General features: G+C 62.5%; 10 protein-coding genes and 1 tRNA gene. All 11 read right to left on the bottom strand.

The window, feature by feature from the left end:
* Window positions 1-24: 24 nt before the first annotated feature.
* Window positions 25-1,359: an FAD-binding oxidoreductase gene (locus J1C49_RS09615; protein ID WP_227445604.1), complete on the bottom strand. Its 1,335-nt coding sequence runs from the start codon at window positions 1,357-1,359 to the stop codon at window positions 25-27.
* Between the two features lie 3 nt (window positions 1,360-1,362).
* Entirely contained in the window at window positions 1,363-2,913 is a 1,551-nt protein-coding gene (locus J1C49_RS09610) for a trimethylamine methyltransferase family protein (protein WP_227445603.1), read from the bottom strand.
* Window positions 2,910-3,668, bottom strand: a complete 759-nt coding sequence (locus J1C49_RS09605) for an NAD(P)-binding domain-containing protein (RefSeq protein WP_227445602.1) — start codon at window positions 3,666-3,668, stop codon at window positions 2,910-2,912. Before J1C49_RS09605 ends, J1C49_RS09610 begins: the two co-directional genes overlap by 4 nt.
* Window positions 3,665-5,155 (bottom strand): aldehyde dehydrogenase, encoded by a 1,491-nt coding sequence (locus J1C49_RS09600; protein ID WP_227445601.1) that lies wholly within the window; start codon window positions 5,153-5,155, stop codon window positions 3,665-3,667. Before J1C49_RS09600 ends, J1C49_RS09605 begins: the two co-directional genes overlap by 4 nt.
* Window positions 5,156-5,295: 140 nt before the next feature.
* Entirely contained in the window at window positions 5,296-6,204 is a 909-nt protein-coding gene (locus J1C49_RS09595) for a dihydrodipicolinate synthase family protein (protein WP_227445600.1), read from the bottom strand.
* Window positions 6,194-6,892, bottom strand: a complete 699-nt coding sequence (locus J1C49_RS09590; RefSeq protein ID WP_227445599.1) for a GntR family transcriptional regulator — start codon at window positions 6,890-6,892, stop codon at window positions 6,194-6,196. The genes J1C49_RS09595 and J1C49_RS09590 overlap by 11 nt, the downstream gene beginning before the upstream one ends.
* A gap of 530 nt (window positions 6,893-7,422) precedes the next feature.
* On the bottom strand, window positions 7,423-10,452 hold the full coding sequence (locus J1C49_RS09585) for a hypothetical protein (protein WP_227445598.1): 3,030 nt from the start codon (window positions 10,450-10,452) through the stop codon (window positions 7,423-7,425).
* 501 nt (window positions 10,453-10,953) lie between these two features.
* Window positions 10,954-11,028: transfer RNA gene (locus J1C49_RS09580), tRNA-Glu, on the bottom strand.
* Between the two features lie 163 nt (window positions 11,029-11,191).
* Window positions 11,192-12,937 (bottom strand): single-stranded-DNA-specific exonuclease RecJ, encoded by a 1,746-nt coding sequence (gene recJ, locus J1C49_RS09575; protein ID WP_227445597.1) that lies wholly within the window; start codon window positions 12,935-12,937, stop codon window positions 11,192-11,194.
* A gap of 58 nt (window positions 12,938-12,995) precedes the next feature.
* Window positions 12,996-13,961: a class II fructose-bisphosphatase gene (gene glpX / locus J1C49_RS09570; RefSeq protein WP_227445596.1), complete on the bottom strand. Its 966-nt coding sequence runs from the start codon at window positions 13,959-13,961 to the stop codon at window positions 12,996-12,998.
* Between the two features lie 200 nt (window positions 13,962-14,161).
* The gene (locus J1C49_RS09565) at window positions 14,162-15,448 is read right to left on the bottom strand and encodes a homoserine dehydrogenase (RefSeq protein ID WP_227445595.1); all 1,287 of its coding nucleotides are present in this window, start codon (window positions 15,446-15,448) and stop codon (window positions 14,162-14,164) included.
* Between the last annotated feature and the right edge of the window lie 83 nt (window positions 15,449-15,531).

Below are 15,531 nucleotides of genomic sequence, written 5' to 3'. Positions count from 1 at the left end.
CGGGTTTCGCGGGGCTGGACAGGTCTACAATTCGCGCCCGGCGCGGCGTTCATCCCAAGCGATTCGCATGCGCGCGCCCAACCGGGCGATCGGGGCCGGCGGCAGGCGCGCCGGACGGTCCGCAGCCAGTGCGCGGGTCAACCGCTCGGACGGCGTGTTGGTAGCCGCTTCGGCAGCAAGCATTCCGGCAAGGGTTCCCTTGGCCGTCCCCAACCCCTGCTGACAGCAGGCCGACCAGAGGTTTTCCTCCAGTTCCGCGATCACCTGCACACCGTTGCGCGACAGACAAAGCCGCCCGCCCCAACGATACTCCATCTCGATCCCGGCCAGCTGCGGGAAGCGGTTGGCGAAGCTGCGGTCGTGGTCACGCACGGCGCGGGCCAACTCCGCCTCGCTGATCGCGAGCGACGGATTGAAGGTAAACCGGTTGCGCACAACAAGGCGGTCCCCTCCGGTTCCCGACACCCGGCGCACCGTGGTGCCCATCGGATCCGCTGGTGTCAGCCCCCACGTGGCCTCGCCACCAAGCGGGCGCAGGTCGTCCTGTCGCAACCGGCGGGTCATGGATGCATAGGTAAAGACATGCATCAGCCGGCCGCGCGCGTGACCAAAGCTCTCAAGATGGCCGTTGACCGCCAGAATGACGCGGGGCGCCGTGACCCGTCCTTGCGGCGTCTCCGCGATCCAGTCACCTTCGCGATAAAGCCGGATCACAGGAGAGTTTTCGTGCAACACCAACCGGTTGGATTGCATGCCATAAGCGACGCCGCGTACAAAAGCCGCCGGCTGGAGCATGGCGCACCCCGGCGTGAACAGCCCGCTTTCGTAATAATCCGAGCCGGTGATCGCGCGCATCTGGCCCGCATCGAGCCACGTGCTCGGTTCGCCCAGCGCGTCAAGATGGCGCGCAAACGAAGCGTTATGCGCTGTGCCCCGTGCTGTGGCTGCGCCATTGATCTTGCCGCATTGGCGAAACACCTCTTCGCTCAGCCCGAAGTCGCGGGCCATTGCGGCAGCGAAGGCGATTGCATGACGGTTGTCGGCGATCTGCAAACGATCAGCTGTCGATGCGCCGGAATAATTCCGGGAGGACAGATCATGTGGCACGTCGATCATGAAACCCGAATTGCGCCCTGCGGGACCATCGGCCACGCGCGCCGCTTCAAGCACCGTGATCCGATCCCCCGGACAAAGCTGTGACAAGCGCCGCGCCGCTGCCAACCCGGCAAACCCGGCGCCAATGATCACCCAGTCCGACGTGGTCCGCCCGTCAAGAGGGGTCGGCGGGGGTGGGTCGGGCAGCAGGCGGTTCCATCCCGCTGGCCCGGGGTCCCTCGGCAGGCGCGTGACATGCACCATCGTTCAATGCGCCTGATTGAGCGCATCGACAGCGGGAATTTCGCGTTCACGTCGCGCGATATAATCCCTGAGAGCCTCATCACGGCCTTCGTCGAGCCTTGGCTCTTGGTAATCCTGAAGCAGCGCGCGCGCATGGCGCAAACCCCGTTCGGTGATCTCGACGCTGCCTTCTGCCTGCCATTGCTCGATCGAGTTATTGTCGAACAGTTCGGGCATGAAGAAGGCGCGCTGAAAATTCTCCAGCGTATGGGCGTGCCCAAGGTAGTGACCGCCCGGGCCAATGTCGCGCACGGCATTCATGGCTTCGTCGAAATCGTCCCAGCGGATGCCTTCCGCCATGCGGTAGCCCATGGCGCACATTTCTGCGTCGACGACAAACTTGGCCATGGAACAATGCATCCCCGCTTCGTTCCACCCCGCCGAGTGCCAGATATAGTTGGCCCCCGCCATCAGCACCGCGTTCAGGGTCATCGCGCTCTCGTAACCGGCCTGCGCATCGAAGGTCTTGGCCCCGCCGAGCGTGTTGGAGCTGCGCCATGGCACACGGTAGAACCGAGCCAGCTGGCCGATCATGAAGTTCATCAGGCTGATTTCCGGCGTGCCCGCCATCGGTGCGCCCGATTTCATCGACACGGTCGACAGGTAATGACCATAGATCGCAGGCGCGCCGGGGCGGATCACCTGGGTGTAGGCCAGCGCGCTGAGGGCTTCGGCATTCAGTTGCGCGACGCTCGGCGCCACGGACGCCGGCGTGTTCGCACCGCCCAGAACGAAAGGTGAGCAGAGCACAGGCTGGTTGCGGCGGCTGAAGGCGCGCAGCGCACCGAGCATCGTTTCGTCCCAGACCAGAGGCGAGTTGCCGTTGATGTTGCCGGTCACCACCGGGTGCGTTTCCATATACGCCGCGCCGAAAAGCAGCGCACACATCTCCAGCACATCTTCGGCGTTCTTGGGGCTGGTCGTCATCCCCATGAACGTCTTGTCGGAATATTTCATCGACGAGTAGGTGATGCGCAGATGCCGTTGGCTGATCGGGTGGTCGTATGGTTCCACAATGTGATGCGCGGAGGAATGCAGAGCCGGGAGCATGTGACTCAGCTTGTGGAAATTCGCCAGATCCTCCAGCGTCGGGTTGCGGCGCACGTCGTCAAGGTCGCGCAGGTATGGCGCGCCCGTCATCGGGACAAAGATGCTGTGATCCTTGCCGAAGGGCAGCGAATTCGCCGGGTTGCGCGCGTGAATCGTGAAGCTCTCCGGGATGGTCTTGATCAGGGCGCGCACCAGCCCCCGGTCAAGATGCACCGTCTCTCCGCGCACATCGGCACCGACATTGCGCCAGTCCTCAAGGGCGACCGGGTCGCGAAAGACAACACCAACATTTTCGAGGATGTCCATCGAGGCCGCGTCGATCCGGGCGATCTGGCTGTCGTCCATCGGCTCGGTCAGCGGCAGCCTGCGCCTGAGCGCGGGCAGCATTGCAAAGTCCCGCGTCTCCCGCGCTGCTTTGCGCGCGCCACGACCACGGCGGGCGGGGCTTGCGGTGGCGACACTCATGGGTCTGGCTCCAATCGGCGGTTGACGGCGTCGAGCCCGGCAATCATGGCCCGGTCCGCGCCGAGCCCGCGTAGCGTTTCCACCATGGTGAGGCTGAGCGTCCCTTCTGTTGACAGCGCATCGCGTTCACGCGCCAGGGCGCCCGGTGCCTTATCCATCGCAGCCAGAAACCCCGCCATCATCTGCGTGGTGAAAAGCGTGGCGCCCGCCGCATCGCCCGTGCGCGTTTCCAGCCAGGCCGCCGTCCCGGCCATCAGGTCCAGCAAACCGGGCACCATGGCACAAACGGCGAAATGGGCATTGAGCGCCGCTTCATCGGCGACTGCCACAATCGGGTTTTCCGGTTCGAACAGCCTCGCAAGCATGTCGATGTCGCCGAAGGCGGCGAGCGGGCAGCCGCCCTGTTCGAGAAACCCCAGAGGAATGGTCTGGACGATTTGCCGTGCCGGTGCGCAGAGCCCGTTAAGCCGGTCTCGGGCCACCCCGGCCATGACAGACACCAGCTTGTGCTCCTCCGAGAAGGTCAGGGCACCGAGAACAGTGTCGGCCACATGCGGACGCAGGCACAGAAACACGGTCTCGCAGCAGTCCAGCACACCTTGGGCGTCGGTGATTTCCGCGCCGATCTCGGCTTTCAGAGCCTCCGAAACTGCCGCGTTGCGCTTTGTCACGACAACACGATGGCCTTTACGCGCCAGAAACCGCGCCATGGGTGCCGCGATATGGCCTGTGCCGATAAAACCGATCGCGCTCATCCCAGAACGTCTCCGTCCGCAGGATCGGTCAGGTCGATCCAGATGGTCTTGAGTTCGGTATATTGGTCATGCGCGTCCAGACCGTTGTCGCGCCCGCCGAAACCGGATTGCTTGTAGCCCCCAAAGGGCGTTGCCGCGTCACCTTCGCCGTAGCAATTGACGGTCACGGTGCCGGCGCGGATGGCGCGCGCGGCGCGGATCGCGGTGCGTGTATTGGCGGTGAAGACCGAGGCGGCCAGCCCGTATTCCGTGTCGTTGGCGAGGGCGATGGCCTCATCGGTGGAGGCAACCTCGATCACGCTCAAGACCGGGCCGAAGATCTCTTCGCGGGCGCGCGGGTCGTGCCTCGAAACCTCGTAGAGCGTCGGCGGAACAAATGGCCCGTCCGGCTTGCCGCCCGCAAGCGCATCGCCGGTGAGGTAGGCGGCGACCTTGGCGCAGTGATCGGCGTCAATCAACGCACCAAGATGGTTGGCCGGATCGAGAGGATCGCCGGTGCGCCAGTCCCGAAGCCGCGCAAGGATGCGCTCCAGCAACGGTGCCTTGACGTCGCGATGCACGATCAGCCGGGACGCCGCGGAGCAGTTCTCGCCCATGTTCCAGAAGGCTGCATTGACCACATGCGCGGCCACGTGATCGAGGTTTTCAGCATCCGCCAGAACCACCGCAGGGTTCTTGCCGCCGCATTCAAGCACCACTTTCTTGAGATTGCTGTCTGCGGCATAGCGCAAGAACCGCCGACCTGTTTCGGTCGACCCGGTGAAGGTGACCATGTCAACGTCCATGTGCCGACCGAGCGGCTCGCCAACGGACGGGCCATCGCCCGGCAAAACCTGCAAAACGCCGCGTGGCACACCGGCAAGATGGGCCAGCTCCGCAACCCGTAGAGCCGTCATCGACGTCTGTTCGGCGGGCTTGACGATCACGGAGCACCCGGCCGCAAGCGCCGGGCCGATTTTCCACGCCAGCATCAGGAGCGGAAAGTTCCACGGCAAGATCGCAGCGACCACGCCAATCGGCTCGCGCACGATCAGCGACAGCGCGTCATCGCCGGACGGCGCGGTCTTGTCATAGATCTTGTCCGCGGTTTCCGCGTGCCATTTGATGCAGTGGATTGCCTCCGGGACATCCACGCTTTCGCAATCGCGGATCGGCTTGCCGGCTTCGAGGCTCTCCATCACAGCCAGTTCGCGTCTGGCCCGCGTCATCAGCTTGCACAGCCGGATCAGCACGTCCTTGCGTTCGGATGGATGCGCGCGCGACCAGTGCCCCTGCTCGAAGGCACTGCGCGCGCGCTGCACGGCAAGGTCCACATCTTCGGCGCTGGCGGTCGAGAGCGTTGCAAGGGTTTCTCCCGTCGCCGGATTGACCGTTGCCATGGGAGCGCCCGACCCCGAGCGGAATTTGCCATCGATGAACGGGGCGGCCGGGAGATCGAGATCGGCGGCGATGGCGGCATATTCGGTGCGGGTCAGCAAGTCGGTCATACGGGGCTCTCCGGCAGTTGCCGTTCAGGGGATACGGGTTTCAGGCACGCCTTGCGGTGTCCCATTCAGTCGCTCGGCGGAGACGGCGCGAAGGGCCCAGAGCGCATCACCCCACCGGGCCGGCTTCAGGATTGGGGTCGTCACGACATCCCTCCCGCGATCGCGGAAATGGCGCTGTTCATCGTTCGGATCACGGCCTCAAGTTCACGGCGCGCGTCTTTGGCAAGCGGCTGCAACGGCTTGCGTGGCGGCCCCGCGTCGATGCCGCGCAAGCTCAGCCCGTGCTTGATGCACTGGACAAACGCGCCGCCCTGTTCGAGCACCCGCATAAGCGGCAGCATCGCGGACATGATCGCACGCCCTTTCGTGAAATCGCCCTCGACGGCACAGGCCTGATAAAGCGCGATATGCGCTTCGGGGGCAAAATTCGACCCGGCGCAGACCCAGCTGCGCGCGCCCCATGCGAAAAACTCCAGCGCCTGATCGTCCATGCCACAACTCAGAGCGATATGTGGGTAATCACGCGCCAGCATATGCAGCCTGTTGGGATCGCCGGAGCTTTCCTTGATCGCGCAGAAATTGGCGTTGCGGCCAAGCCGGTCCAGGCAATCCTCGTCCATGTTCACGGCCATGCGGCCGGGGTAATTGTAGAGCATCACCGGCAGGGTCGCGGCCCGCTCCACCGCCAGCGCATGCATCGCGATCTCGCGGCCCGTCGGACAGGCATAAGGCGGCGTTGCCACCAGCAACGCATCTGCACCGGCCTCTTTGGCCGCGCGGGCATACATGACGCTGTCCTCGGTCCGAATGGCACCGGTCCCGACGATCATTGGCACCCGCCCCTTGATGAGAGCCGCCGCGCGCGCCATTATCTCGATCCGCTCCTCCGGCGTTTGGGCGTAATATTCGCCGGTTGTGCCGGCGATGATGAGCCCATGCACACCAGCCCCGATCAGGAGCTCGATGGTCTGTGCAAGCGCCACCTCGTTGAGCGAGAAGTCGCTGTGATAGGGCGTGACAAGCGGCGTGTAGATCCCTTCAAAACGCATGGCGACGACCCTTCATGGACAGCACGTCCACCGGCAATGGATCAGGTCGAACAAATCGCTCCATCCTGTCGCGCGACAGATCCCAGTGCTGAAGGGTCAGATCAATGGCAAGCGCGCCCTCGCGCGCCTCGATGGCGGCAATCATGGCATCATGCTGCTCGATGGCCGTGGCGACAAGCGCGGCATCATCCGCTGACGAGGGGCGATAGAACGTCTGGCTCAGACGGGTATGGTCGATCAGAAGGCGGTTCATCGCGGCGCCCAGATAGGGATTGTCGGCCATCTCCAGCGTGATTGCGTGAAAGCGGTGGTTCGCGAGCGCCATGTCCTGCGCCTCCCCCTCGAGGCCGGCTGATTTGAACGCGCGCTGCGCATCCTTGAGCCGGTCGAGCTGGGCCGTGGTGCGGCAACGCGCTGCAAGCTGCATCACATTCGCATAGATCATTGGCGCGGTCTGAAAGAACACGCGCATGACCGTGATATCCATGGACGCAACCTTGGCGCCCCGATTCTCGGAAATCGTCACATATCCTGCGCCGGACAGCCGTTGCAGCACTTCGCGCAACGGCGTGCGAGACAGCCCGTAATGGCTGGCGAGCGATGCCTCGTCCAAATCGAGCCCCGGCTGCAGATCCATGGCGAGGATCCGCGTCACAAGGCTGTCGAAACATGCATCTTTCCGTGACATGGACCCTCACCAGAATTTTGTATTTTCTTTGTATACAAAAAATCACGTCATTTCAATTCTGATTTTGCCACTCAGTCTCGGATGGACCTCACGGATCAGCGTTCGATACGCTGCGGCGTCGCCCGCCGCTCCCGAGCAATGAGGCCAAGCCGGAATCCGCACCCGCCCGTGAGACCGGTGCTTCTGACCGCGCACGGAAATGCGAAGGCCATGCCCCGTCGCAGAAACCATTCCCGCCCGCGCTCTGATGCGCCGCGCAAGGGAAGCGGGACAGATCCGAAGCCGTTACCGGCCAGACGGCCCGACCAAAAGGATCGCCCCAAGGGGCAAAGACCGTCGCGGGCTCCCGGCGCTCTCCAGACCGGAGCGCGGCGGCACGGAGCCAAGGCGACCGACCCCGCACCGGCCGCTCTTTGACAGGTAGCTGACAAAGATGATGCCGGCGTTGCCCCGAACCAATGCTGCCCTGTCAAGGAGCAGAACGGATCGCTGCAACGCCGGCACCTTTGGCCTAGCTTGTGTGGCTGACCTCAGACGAGAAGGGCATCGTCCACGGTCGTCAGGGTGACATTGCTGAACACGCTGTCGCCACCGAGCCCCGCATCGTCATCCATCGTCAGAACAAGTCGGCTGTAGCTCCCGGTGTAGAACTCGCCCACCGGGATGTCGTAATGGCGGACGCCCGACCCGGTGGTGTAGTCCCCGTTGAAATCCTGAATGGACTGGTCATGCGTCTGCACACCGTCCAGTTGGAAAAGCAATTCCGGGGACAGGGCGCTGTCGGTGTCAAAGCCAATGGCGTGGATTTCCCCTTCGACATCGCTGCTGAAGTCAAAGCTCAGAACGGTGTTCTCGGTGATCTCGAACGTATCCTGCGCCAGAAGCTCCTTCCAGGCGTTCTCCTTGAGTTGCAACGTGGTGTCATCGATCGAGAGCGCAAAGCCTGCATCTTGCGTCTGACCATGCGAAGACACATCGAGCAAGGTGCCATTCACCTCCAGCCGCGGTGTCACGACCCGCAGGTTGCTGAACACGCTGTCCCCGCCAAGACCGGCATCGTCGTCCATCGCAAGAACGATGCTGCCGAAATCACCGGTAAAGAACTGACCCACGGGGATATCGTAGTGCTGAGCACCCGAGCCCGTGACGTAGTCTCCGTTGAACGCCTGATTGGCCGCGGCGTAGTTCTGGACACCGTCCAGTTGGAACAACCATTCCGGCGACAGGGCATTGTCGTTATCGAACCCGATGCCGTGGATCTCACCCTCTTGCGAGCTGCTGAAATCAAAGCTCAGGACGGTTTCTTCGGTGATTTCGAACGGATCGTCGCCCACCACCTGCTTCCATGCGTTGTTGAGAAGTTCAACCGCGAGACCGTTGTAGCTCACCGCTGTGCCCTGATCCTGACCACCGCCATAGGTCACCACCGGCAGCGGCACCTCATTGACCTCGACAAAGGTCTGGTCGGTTTCATATTCCAGCACCAACTGAATGTCATAGAGCTTGGCCGAGTCCTGACGGTCGCCCTTCACATAGACGGCCGTATCGAGGAAATCGGGCGTCAGGGATTGACCGTTTGGCGAAACCGCAAAGTAGATCGGGCCGGTCGGGACGGGATCGCCGTGCCCGAAGCTGTTGTTGACCTGGCTCCAGCCCTCATCAATGAGACCGTCTGCGTTTTCGTCGAGACGAGTTGGATCGACCAGCATCCAGCCCTCAGCCGTGCGCAGCGGCGAGTCGTCGATATCGACCACGTTGTCGCCGTTGGTATCTTCACCCCAATCGAGGAGGTTGATCGTGGTGGTGTAGGACTCACCCGTTTCGTATTTGATGTTGTCCCGCTGGTAAGGCGGTGCGGAATTGTCGATCACCGGCACTTCAAGCCCGGGCAGATCCTGGCCGAATTTGTTCGGCGTCAGGCGCCACCGCGGACCGGAAGCAAGGTCATCATCGGTGTATCCAGCAGCCTCGGCCTCCTCACGGGTGGCAAAGCTCTCATAGACGTTCTTGTAAGGATCATCGCCGAACATGTCGTAGGACCACTGGAACGGCTCACGGTTGACCGTGGTATACCACGCGACGGTGAACCCGCCCGAGAGGTCGGAAGAAGTGAAATCAAGCCCCTGCGTCTGTGGCGTTGTCCCCTGATCCGAAAGCGAGAAATCGCGCAGCACCGTGCCGATCACATTGCCTTCGAAATCCTTGTTGCGGAACCCGACAAGCGCGCCGTCCGGATCATAAACAGGGATGTCGCCCGCCTGGAACACGAGATCCACGTCACCGTTCGGATCGAGCCGCAAGTAGCTCGGAAGCTTTGTGCCGGTGCCGTCATGGCTGTCCAGCGGCGCCACCCAGAGCGTGTTGTGCGCATCATCGGGATCTTCGACCACGTAATACGAGGGCAGCCGACCGATGGCACCTTCATTCTCGTAGTCTTCGGGGCGGATCTGATCGTTCGGGTTATTCGTGATGTCGTGGTTCACGATAAGCTCTGCGCGCGTGATCGTGATCCCGGACGGTCCATTCTCCACGATGTCCGGGATACCGTTTTCATCAAGATCGGTTGTCCAGAGTTCCGGCAGGTCGATCTTCATGTCGAGACGAATATCGTTCGGACGCTTGACCGTCGTGCCAAACCTGTAGAGCAGCTTGCCGTCATCCTTGAGCGTGATCGAATAATCGTTGCCATAGGCAATGTCGCTCAGGACGGTGGATTCATTGGGCTCCACCAAATCGGTGATATCCGCTGTTCCGAGACCATTCAGCAAAACGTCATGGACATCAGCATGGCCGTCCTGATCGAGGTCGAGCGCCGCAACATTGACCGGCAGCACGGAACCGTCTCCGTCAAGATCGAGGTTCTGCACCACGGTCAGCGTATCGAACGGGTCATTGGTGCCATCACGGTCAAAATCGAGATCCGTGTAGGTCTGTGTTCCCGCGTTTGTCGCAGTGTCCGAAATGGCGCGGTTGAGTGCTTCGGTCAGTTCCTTTACGTAATAGTCATGGGTGAGCCCTTCAGTGAACACGCCCGGCGCGGTCTCTTCGAGATCGCGGAGCTTGAGATCGTCATCCAGCATGTACAAGGCGGATGTATCGCCTGGAAACGCCTGATCGGAGAGGACCTGCTGCATGGTGACGTAATGCTCGGTCGACGCCTTCACGGTCTCGCCACCCAGACCACGCAACCATGTGCCGAGGGGAGCCGGTGTTCGGAACAGGTCTGTTACGGCATTGCGCACAGAGAGCCCGATGGCCTCATCGGACTCCACAAAGCCGCTCGCATCGAGATCCGTGCCAATATTGCCCGCAAAGCCCTCGCCATAGTCGCTGTCGAGGGTCTTTTGCTCCGCACCGACAAAATCCGTCACATTGAAGCCAAATTCGCTGTCGACGCCGTAAAGCGCATTGCCATCCTTGTCGATGAACGGTGTAACAACGCTCGCCGTCGTATCCAGCAACCCTGGCGTGGTCTGGAATGTATCTCCCCCAAAAGTTCCCAGCAAACTGTCGAGAGTAAAGGTCTTTGGACCCGACAAAAAATTCAATGTAAACGGCATGGATATTCCCCTCCTGAGTATCGAAATTGTCTTGTGAGCGGGGCGCGAGCCGGCCAAACACATTTGATAAATTACATATTACAATTAGAGAATGTTTGATCTAGATCAATATTGAGAGATGTTTCTCAACTCATTGTTTTTGTGAATTATTTTGCGATATCCCGGAGATTCTCGCATTCACGTTGCTGATCACCGGGTTCCAAAAGAGGGTGAGGCGGAGACATTTTCCCCGTCACCCAACCGCGAGTCGCACAGCCTCTTCAGCTTGAGAAGGCAGCCTTGGATGAAAACACCAAATCCGAAGCCGGGTCGATCAGGACGGGGGCCTGTGTCTGCCTCACAGGATCAGTCGATCCTTGAGCCTGCGCTGATCGCGAGGGACGCGCACAACACCGACGCAGGAGCGTTTGAACAGCCGCGCAAATACGTGCGAACTGTGCCGACGCTACGCGAGCAATCCCACGTGTAGAGTTCGGATCTTCTTGATGTTTGGGGGAGGAGTGGCAGCCCGTAGGGGAATCGAACCCCTCTTTCCAGGTTGAAAACCTGGCGTCCTAACCGATAGACGAACGGGCCACTGTCGTGGTGTGAGCGGGGTTTTATGGAAACCGTCCGAGGCTTGCAAGCAAAAACTTTGGTATTTTTGCGCTTTCCCACGCAAAGCCATCCTACACGCGCGAAACCCGATATTCCTTATAAAAATCAAGGCCCAAGGATACTACAGAATGGCCGGTTGCTTTCAGGAAGCGCGCGCCGCGTCGTCAAGCCGGAGTTGCACGCTCACGCGACCCTGCCACTCGTTCAGGTCCAACCGCCCCGCAAGATGGAATCGCGCCTGACCATGCTCCATGAGCGCTTTTCCAAGCGGTCCGTCAAAGGCTCCAAACGCAATCGCATCGAGACGGGAGCCCAGCCCATCGCCGAAGCTCAACTTGAGATGACCGGAGCCAACCTGTTTGGCAAAGGAAATCCGCTGATCTGGAAAGGCAAAGCGGGGCCCCGGCGCACCCTGGCCAAACGGCCCGGCACGGTTGATCTGCTCCAGAAGCTCCGGTGTTGCAGCCCCCGGCATCATCACCGCATCCAGCCGCAGATCCGCCGCTCCGCCGAGCCCGGCGCCCTGCTTCTCGAGGAGCGCCGCGAGCCGCGCCATCGCCGCTTCAAGCGCATCCTCCGCCACGGTCAGCCCCGCCGCCATCTTGTGCCCACCCCCTTTGATCAGAAGCCCTTCCGTGGCCAGCCGTTGAATGCAAGCCCCAAGGTCAACGCCCGAAACCGAGCGACCGGAGCCCTTGCCGACACCACCGTCGAGGCCAATGACCACCGCGGGCCGGTTGGTCTGTTCCTTCAGCCTTGCCGCAACAATGCCGACGACACCGGGATGCCATCCTTCGCCTGCGGCCCAGACCAGCGGAGCATCGAGACCGCGCTCTTCTGCCTGCGCGAGCGCGGCAGCCCGCACCAATGCTTCGATCTCACGGCGTTCCGTATTCAGAAGATCGAGCTTTTCCGCCATGGCCTGTGCGCCATGCGGGTCGCTGCAGGCCAGCAAACGCGCACCCAGGTCGGCCTCTCCGATCCGCCCGCCCGCATTCACGCGAGGTCCAAGCACGAACCCCAGATGATAGGCCGACGGGGCGGAATCGAGCCGTGCCACATCCGCCAGCGCCCGCAATCCCACCCGGTCCCGACGCTTCATGACGGCAAGCCCCTGCTGGACCAGGGCGCGGTTCACACCGATCAATGGCGCCACATCCGCGACCGTCGCAAGCGCAACAAGATCCAGCATTGCGATCAGGTCGGGCCCGCGCTCCCCTGCCTCGCGCAATTGCCGACCGGCCTCCACCAACAGCAGGAATACAACCCCCGCGGCACACAGATGGCTGAGCGCACCATCCTCGTCCTGACGGTTCGGGTTGACGACCGCATGACATTCCGGAAGCGTCTCGGCGCCGAGGTGATGATCGAGGATAACCACATCGGCGCTCTCCTGCGCGGCGGCGACAGGCTCGAAACTCAAGGTGCCGCAGTCGACGCAGATGATGAGATCGTGACGGGCGGCCAAGGCCCGCATGGCCGGCACGTTTGGTCCGTAACCTTCATCGATACGGTCCGGGATATAGAGCGTCGCATCGCGCCCCATCTGCCCCAACCAATCGAGAAGCAGCGCGGCCGAAGCGCCGCCATCGACGTCGTAATCCGCAAAGACCGCGATGCGCTGTCGCGCCTTGACCGCGGCCACGACACGCGCCGCGGCCCGTTCCATGTCGCGCAGGCTGCGCGGGTCGGGCAAAAGATCGCGCAAGCGTGGTGCCAGATAGCTGTCGACCTCTTCGGGTCGCACGCCGAGCCGCGCCAGAACCGCCGCGACCGCCGGGACCTGTCCCGTGCGCTGAACCAGCGTTTCGGCGAGACGTTCGGTTTCCACCGACGGCCCAACCCAGCGCCGACCCGTCAGGCTGCTCTCGACGCCGAGATAGCTCATGGACGCCTCCGATCGGCCCGCCGCGCCAAGCGCCAACGGACCCTGTCGTTTCGCAGGTTCAGTGCACTGGGTTGCGGTAGACCATCCGCCGCACGGAGCCTGTCTTGGACCGCATGAGGATCGTCTCGGTGGTCAGATAGCCAACCTCGCGCTTGATTCCCGGCAACAGCGACCCGCTTGTGACCCCGGTGGCGGCAAAGATCACGTTGTCTGTCACCATCTCGTCGCGCGTATAGATCTTGTCGAGGTCCGTGATCCCGGCCTTTGCCGCACGGGCGCGCTCGTCATCATTGCGGAACAGCAAGCGGCCAAAGATCTGCCCGCCCATGCACTTGAGCGCCGCTGCCGCGAGCACACCTTCAGGCGCGCCGCCCGACCCCATATACATGTCGATCCCGGTGACCTGACGATCGGCGCAATGCATCACACCGGCCACGTCCCCATCGGTAATCAGACGGATGCCGGCCCCTGTCGCACGCACTTCCGAAATCATGTCTTCGTGCCTCGGCCGTTCGAGGATACAAACCGTGATGTCCCGGGTCCGACAGTTCCGCGCAGCCGCGAGCGCCTCGACCCGTTCTGTCGGCGTCATGTCGAGCGTGACAACACCCGGCTCATAACCCGGTCCGATGGCAAGCTTGTCCATGTATACGTCGGGCGCGTGAAGCATTGTCCCCCGCGGTCCCATCGCGATCACGGTCAGCGCGTTGGGCATGTCCTTCGCAGTGAGGGTCGTCCCCTCCAGAGGATCGAGCGCGATGTCCACCCCCGGTCCGTTCCCGTTGCCAACCTCTTCTCCGATATAGAGCATCGGTGCTTCGTCGCGTTCTCCTTCGCCAATCACGACGACGCCCGAAATGTCGAGCTTGTTGAGCTGCTCGCGCATGGCGTTGACAGCGGCCTGATCGGCGGCTTTTTCATCCCCGCGCCCGATGTAATCCGCCGATGCGATGGCCGCCTGCTCGGCAACACGGGCCAGACCGAGCGAGAGCATGCGGTCGTTGAAGTCGATGGAGCGGGTCATGGAAAGCCTTTCGGTACGAAAATTGAGCGTTGCGCTGTCTCTAGCCCGTGTGGGGCCGGAACAGCAAGGGTGATGGCGCAAACGCACCCGCAACACTGGCGCTGGACCCGCGCGCAGGATCACAAGGTCCGGGCCGGCCGCAGGACCCGCGGCGCGCCTTGAGCATGGTCATGAAACCGGCGCGATCCCGCCCCCGGTGGTCAAACTTCCTCGATCCGAAGCGCGACCGGCTCCCCGGTCACAACCCCGGTCTGCGCCATGCCTGCAAGCGCAATGTCGAGCGCCTCGCGCGTGGTCTTGTGGGTAACGATCAGCACCGGCGCAGCATCGTCCGCATGATCGTATTGACGCATCCGGTTGATCGAAATCCCTGCATCGGAGAGCACCGTGGCCACCTTTGCCAGAGCGCCGGGTTTGTCGAGCAATGTCATCCGCAGGTAATAGGGCGCAGGGGTCGCCGCCTTGGCAGGCGTGACCGGGCGCAGCATCTCTGCCGGCTTGCCAAATGTCGACAGCCGCGTGCCACGCGCCAGATCCATGATATCCCCCATCACCGCACTCGCCGTCGGCCCCTCTCCGGCACCGGCCCCCCGCATGACGATCTGACCAACCTGGTCGCCTTCAATCACCACCATGTTCGTGCCGCCCGCCAATTGCCCGAGCGGTGACCCCGCCGGCACAAGGCACGGCGCCATGGACTGCTCCAACCCGCGCCCCGTCAGGCGCGAAACACCGAGAAGCTTGATCCGGAAGCCCATGTCCGCGGCCTGCCGGATGTCCTCGATGGAGATACTCCCAATTCCTTCCAGTTCCACCGCATCAAAGGCAACCTGCGTGCCAAAGGCGATGGAGGCCAGCAGGGACAGCTTGTGTCCCGCGTCTATCCCCCCGACGTCGAGCGTGGGGTCCGCTTCGAGATACCCCAACCCATCAGCCTCGGCAAAAGCCTCGTCATAACTCAGGCCCGCATCCTCCATCCGCGTCAGGATGTAGTTGCAGGTCCCGTTCATCACGCCCATCACGCGCTGGATGTCATTCCCCGCAAGCCCCTCGGTCAATGCCTTGATGATCGGGATCCCTCCCGCGACAGCAGCCTCGAACCGGATCACGCGGCCCATGCTCTCCGCAAGGCTTGCCAGCGCTTGACCGTGATGCGCCAGCAAGGCCTTGTTGGCGGTCACGACATCCTTGCCGGCGCGCAGCGCGGCTTCGGTGGCGTCCCTTGCTGGCCCTTCATGGCCTCCCATCAATTCAACGAACACGTCCACATCGTCGCGCTGCGCAAGAACGACAGGATCGTCTTCCCAGGCATAGCCCGACAGCGGAACGCCGCGGTCCTTTCCCTTGGAACGCGCCGACACTGCGGAAATCACGATCTCCTGCCCGCTGCGCTCCGCCAGAAGCGCAGCTTTCTGGCGAACGATCTTCACGACGCCCGCACCAACCGTTCCAAGACCGGCAATTCCAAGACGCAAGGGGCTGGGCATGGGGCGGGTTCCTTCTGACAAGACGCATTGACGCCCCCGGTTACCGCGCCGCCCCAAGCGGCGCAACGGGGATGGACAAATTC

It is taken from the genome of Cognatishimia sp. F0-27, assembly GCF_020667845.1.
Taxonomy (GTDB): Bacteria; Pseudomonadota; Alphaproteobacteria; order Rhodobacterales; family Rhodobacteraceae; genus JAFMPQ01.
Note: the sequence above shows the minus strand (reverse complement) of the source record. Positions and strands in the feature narration are given on the sequence as shown.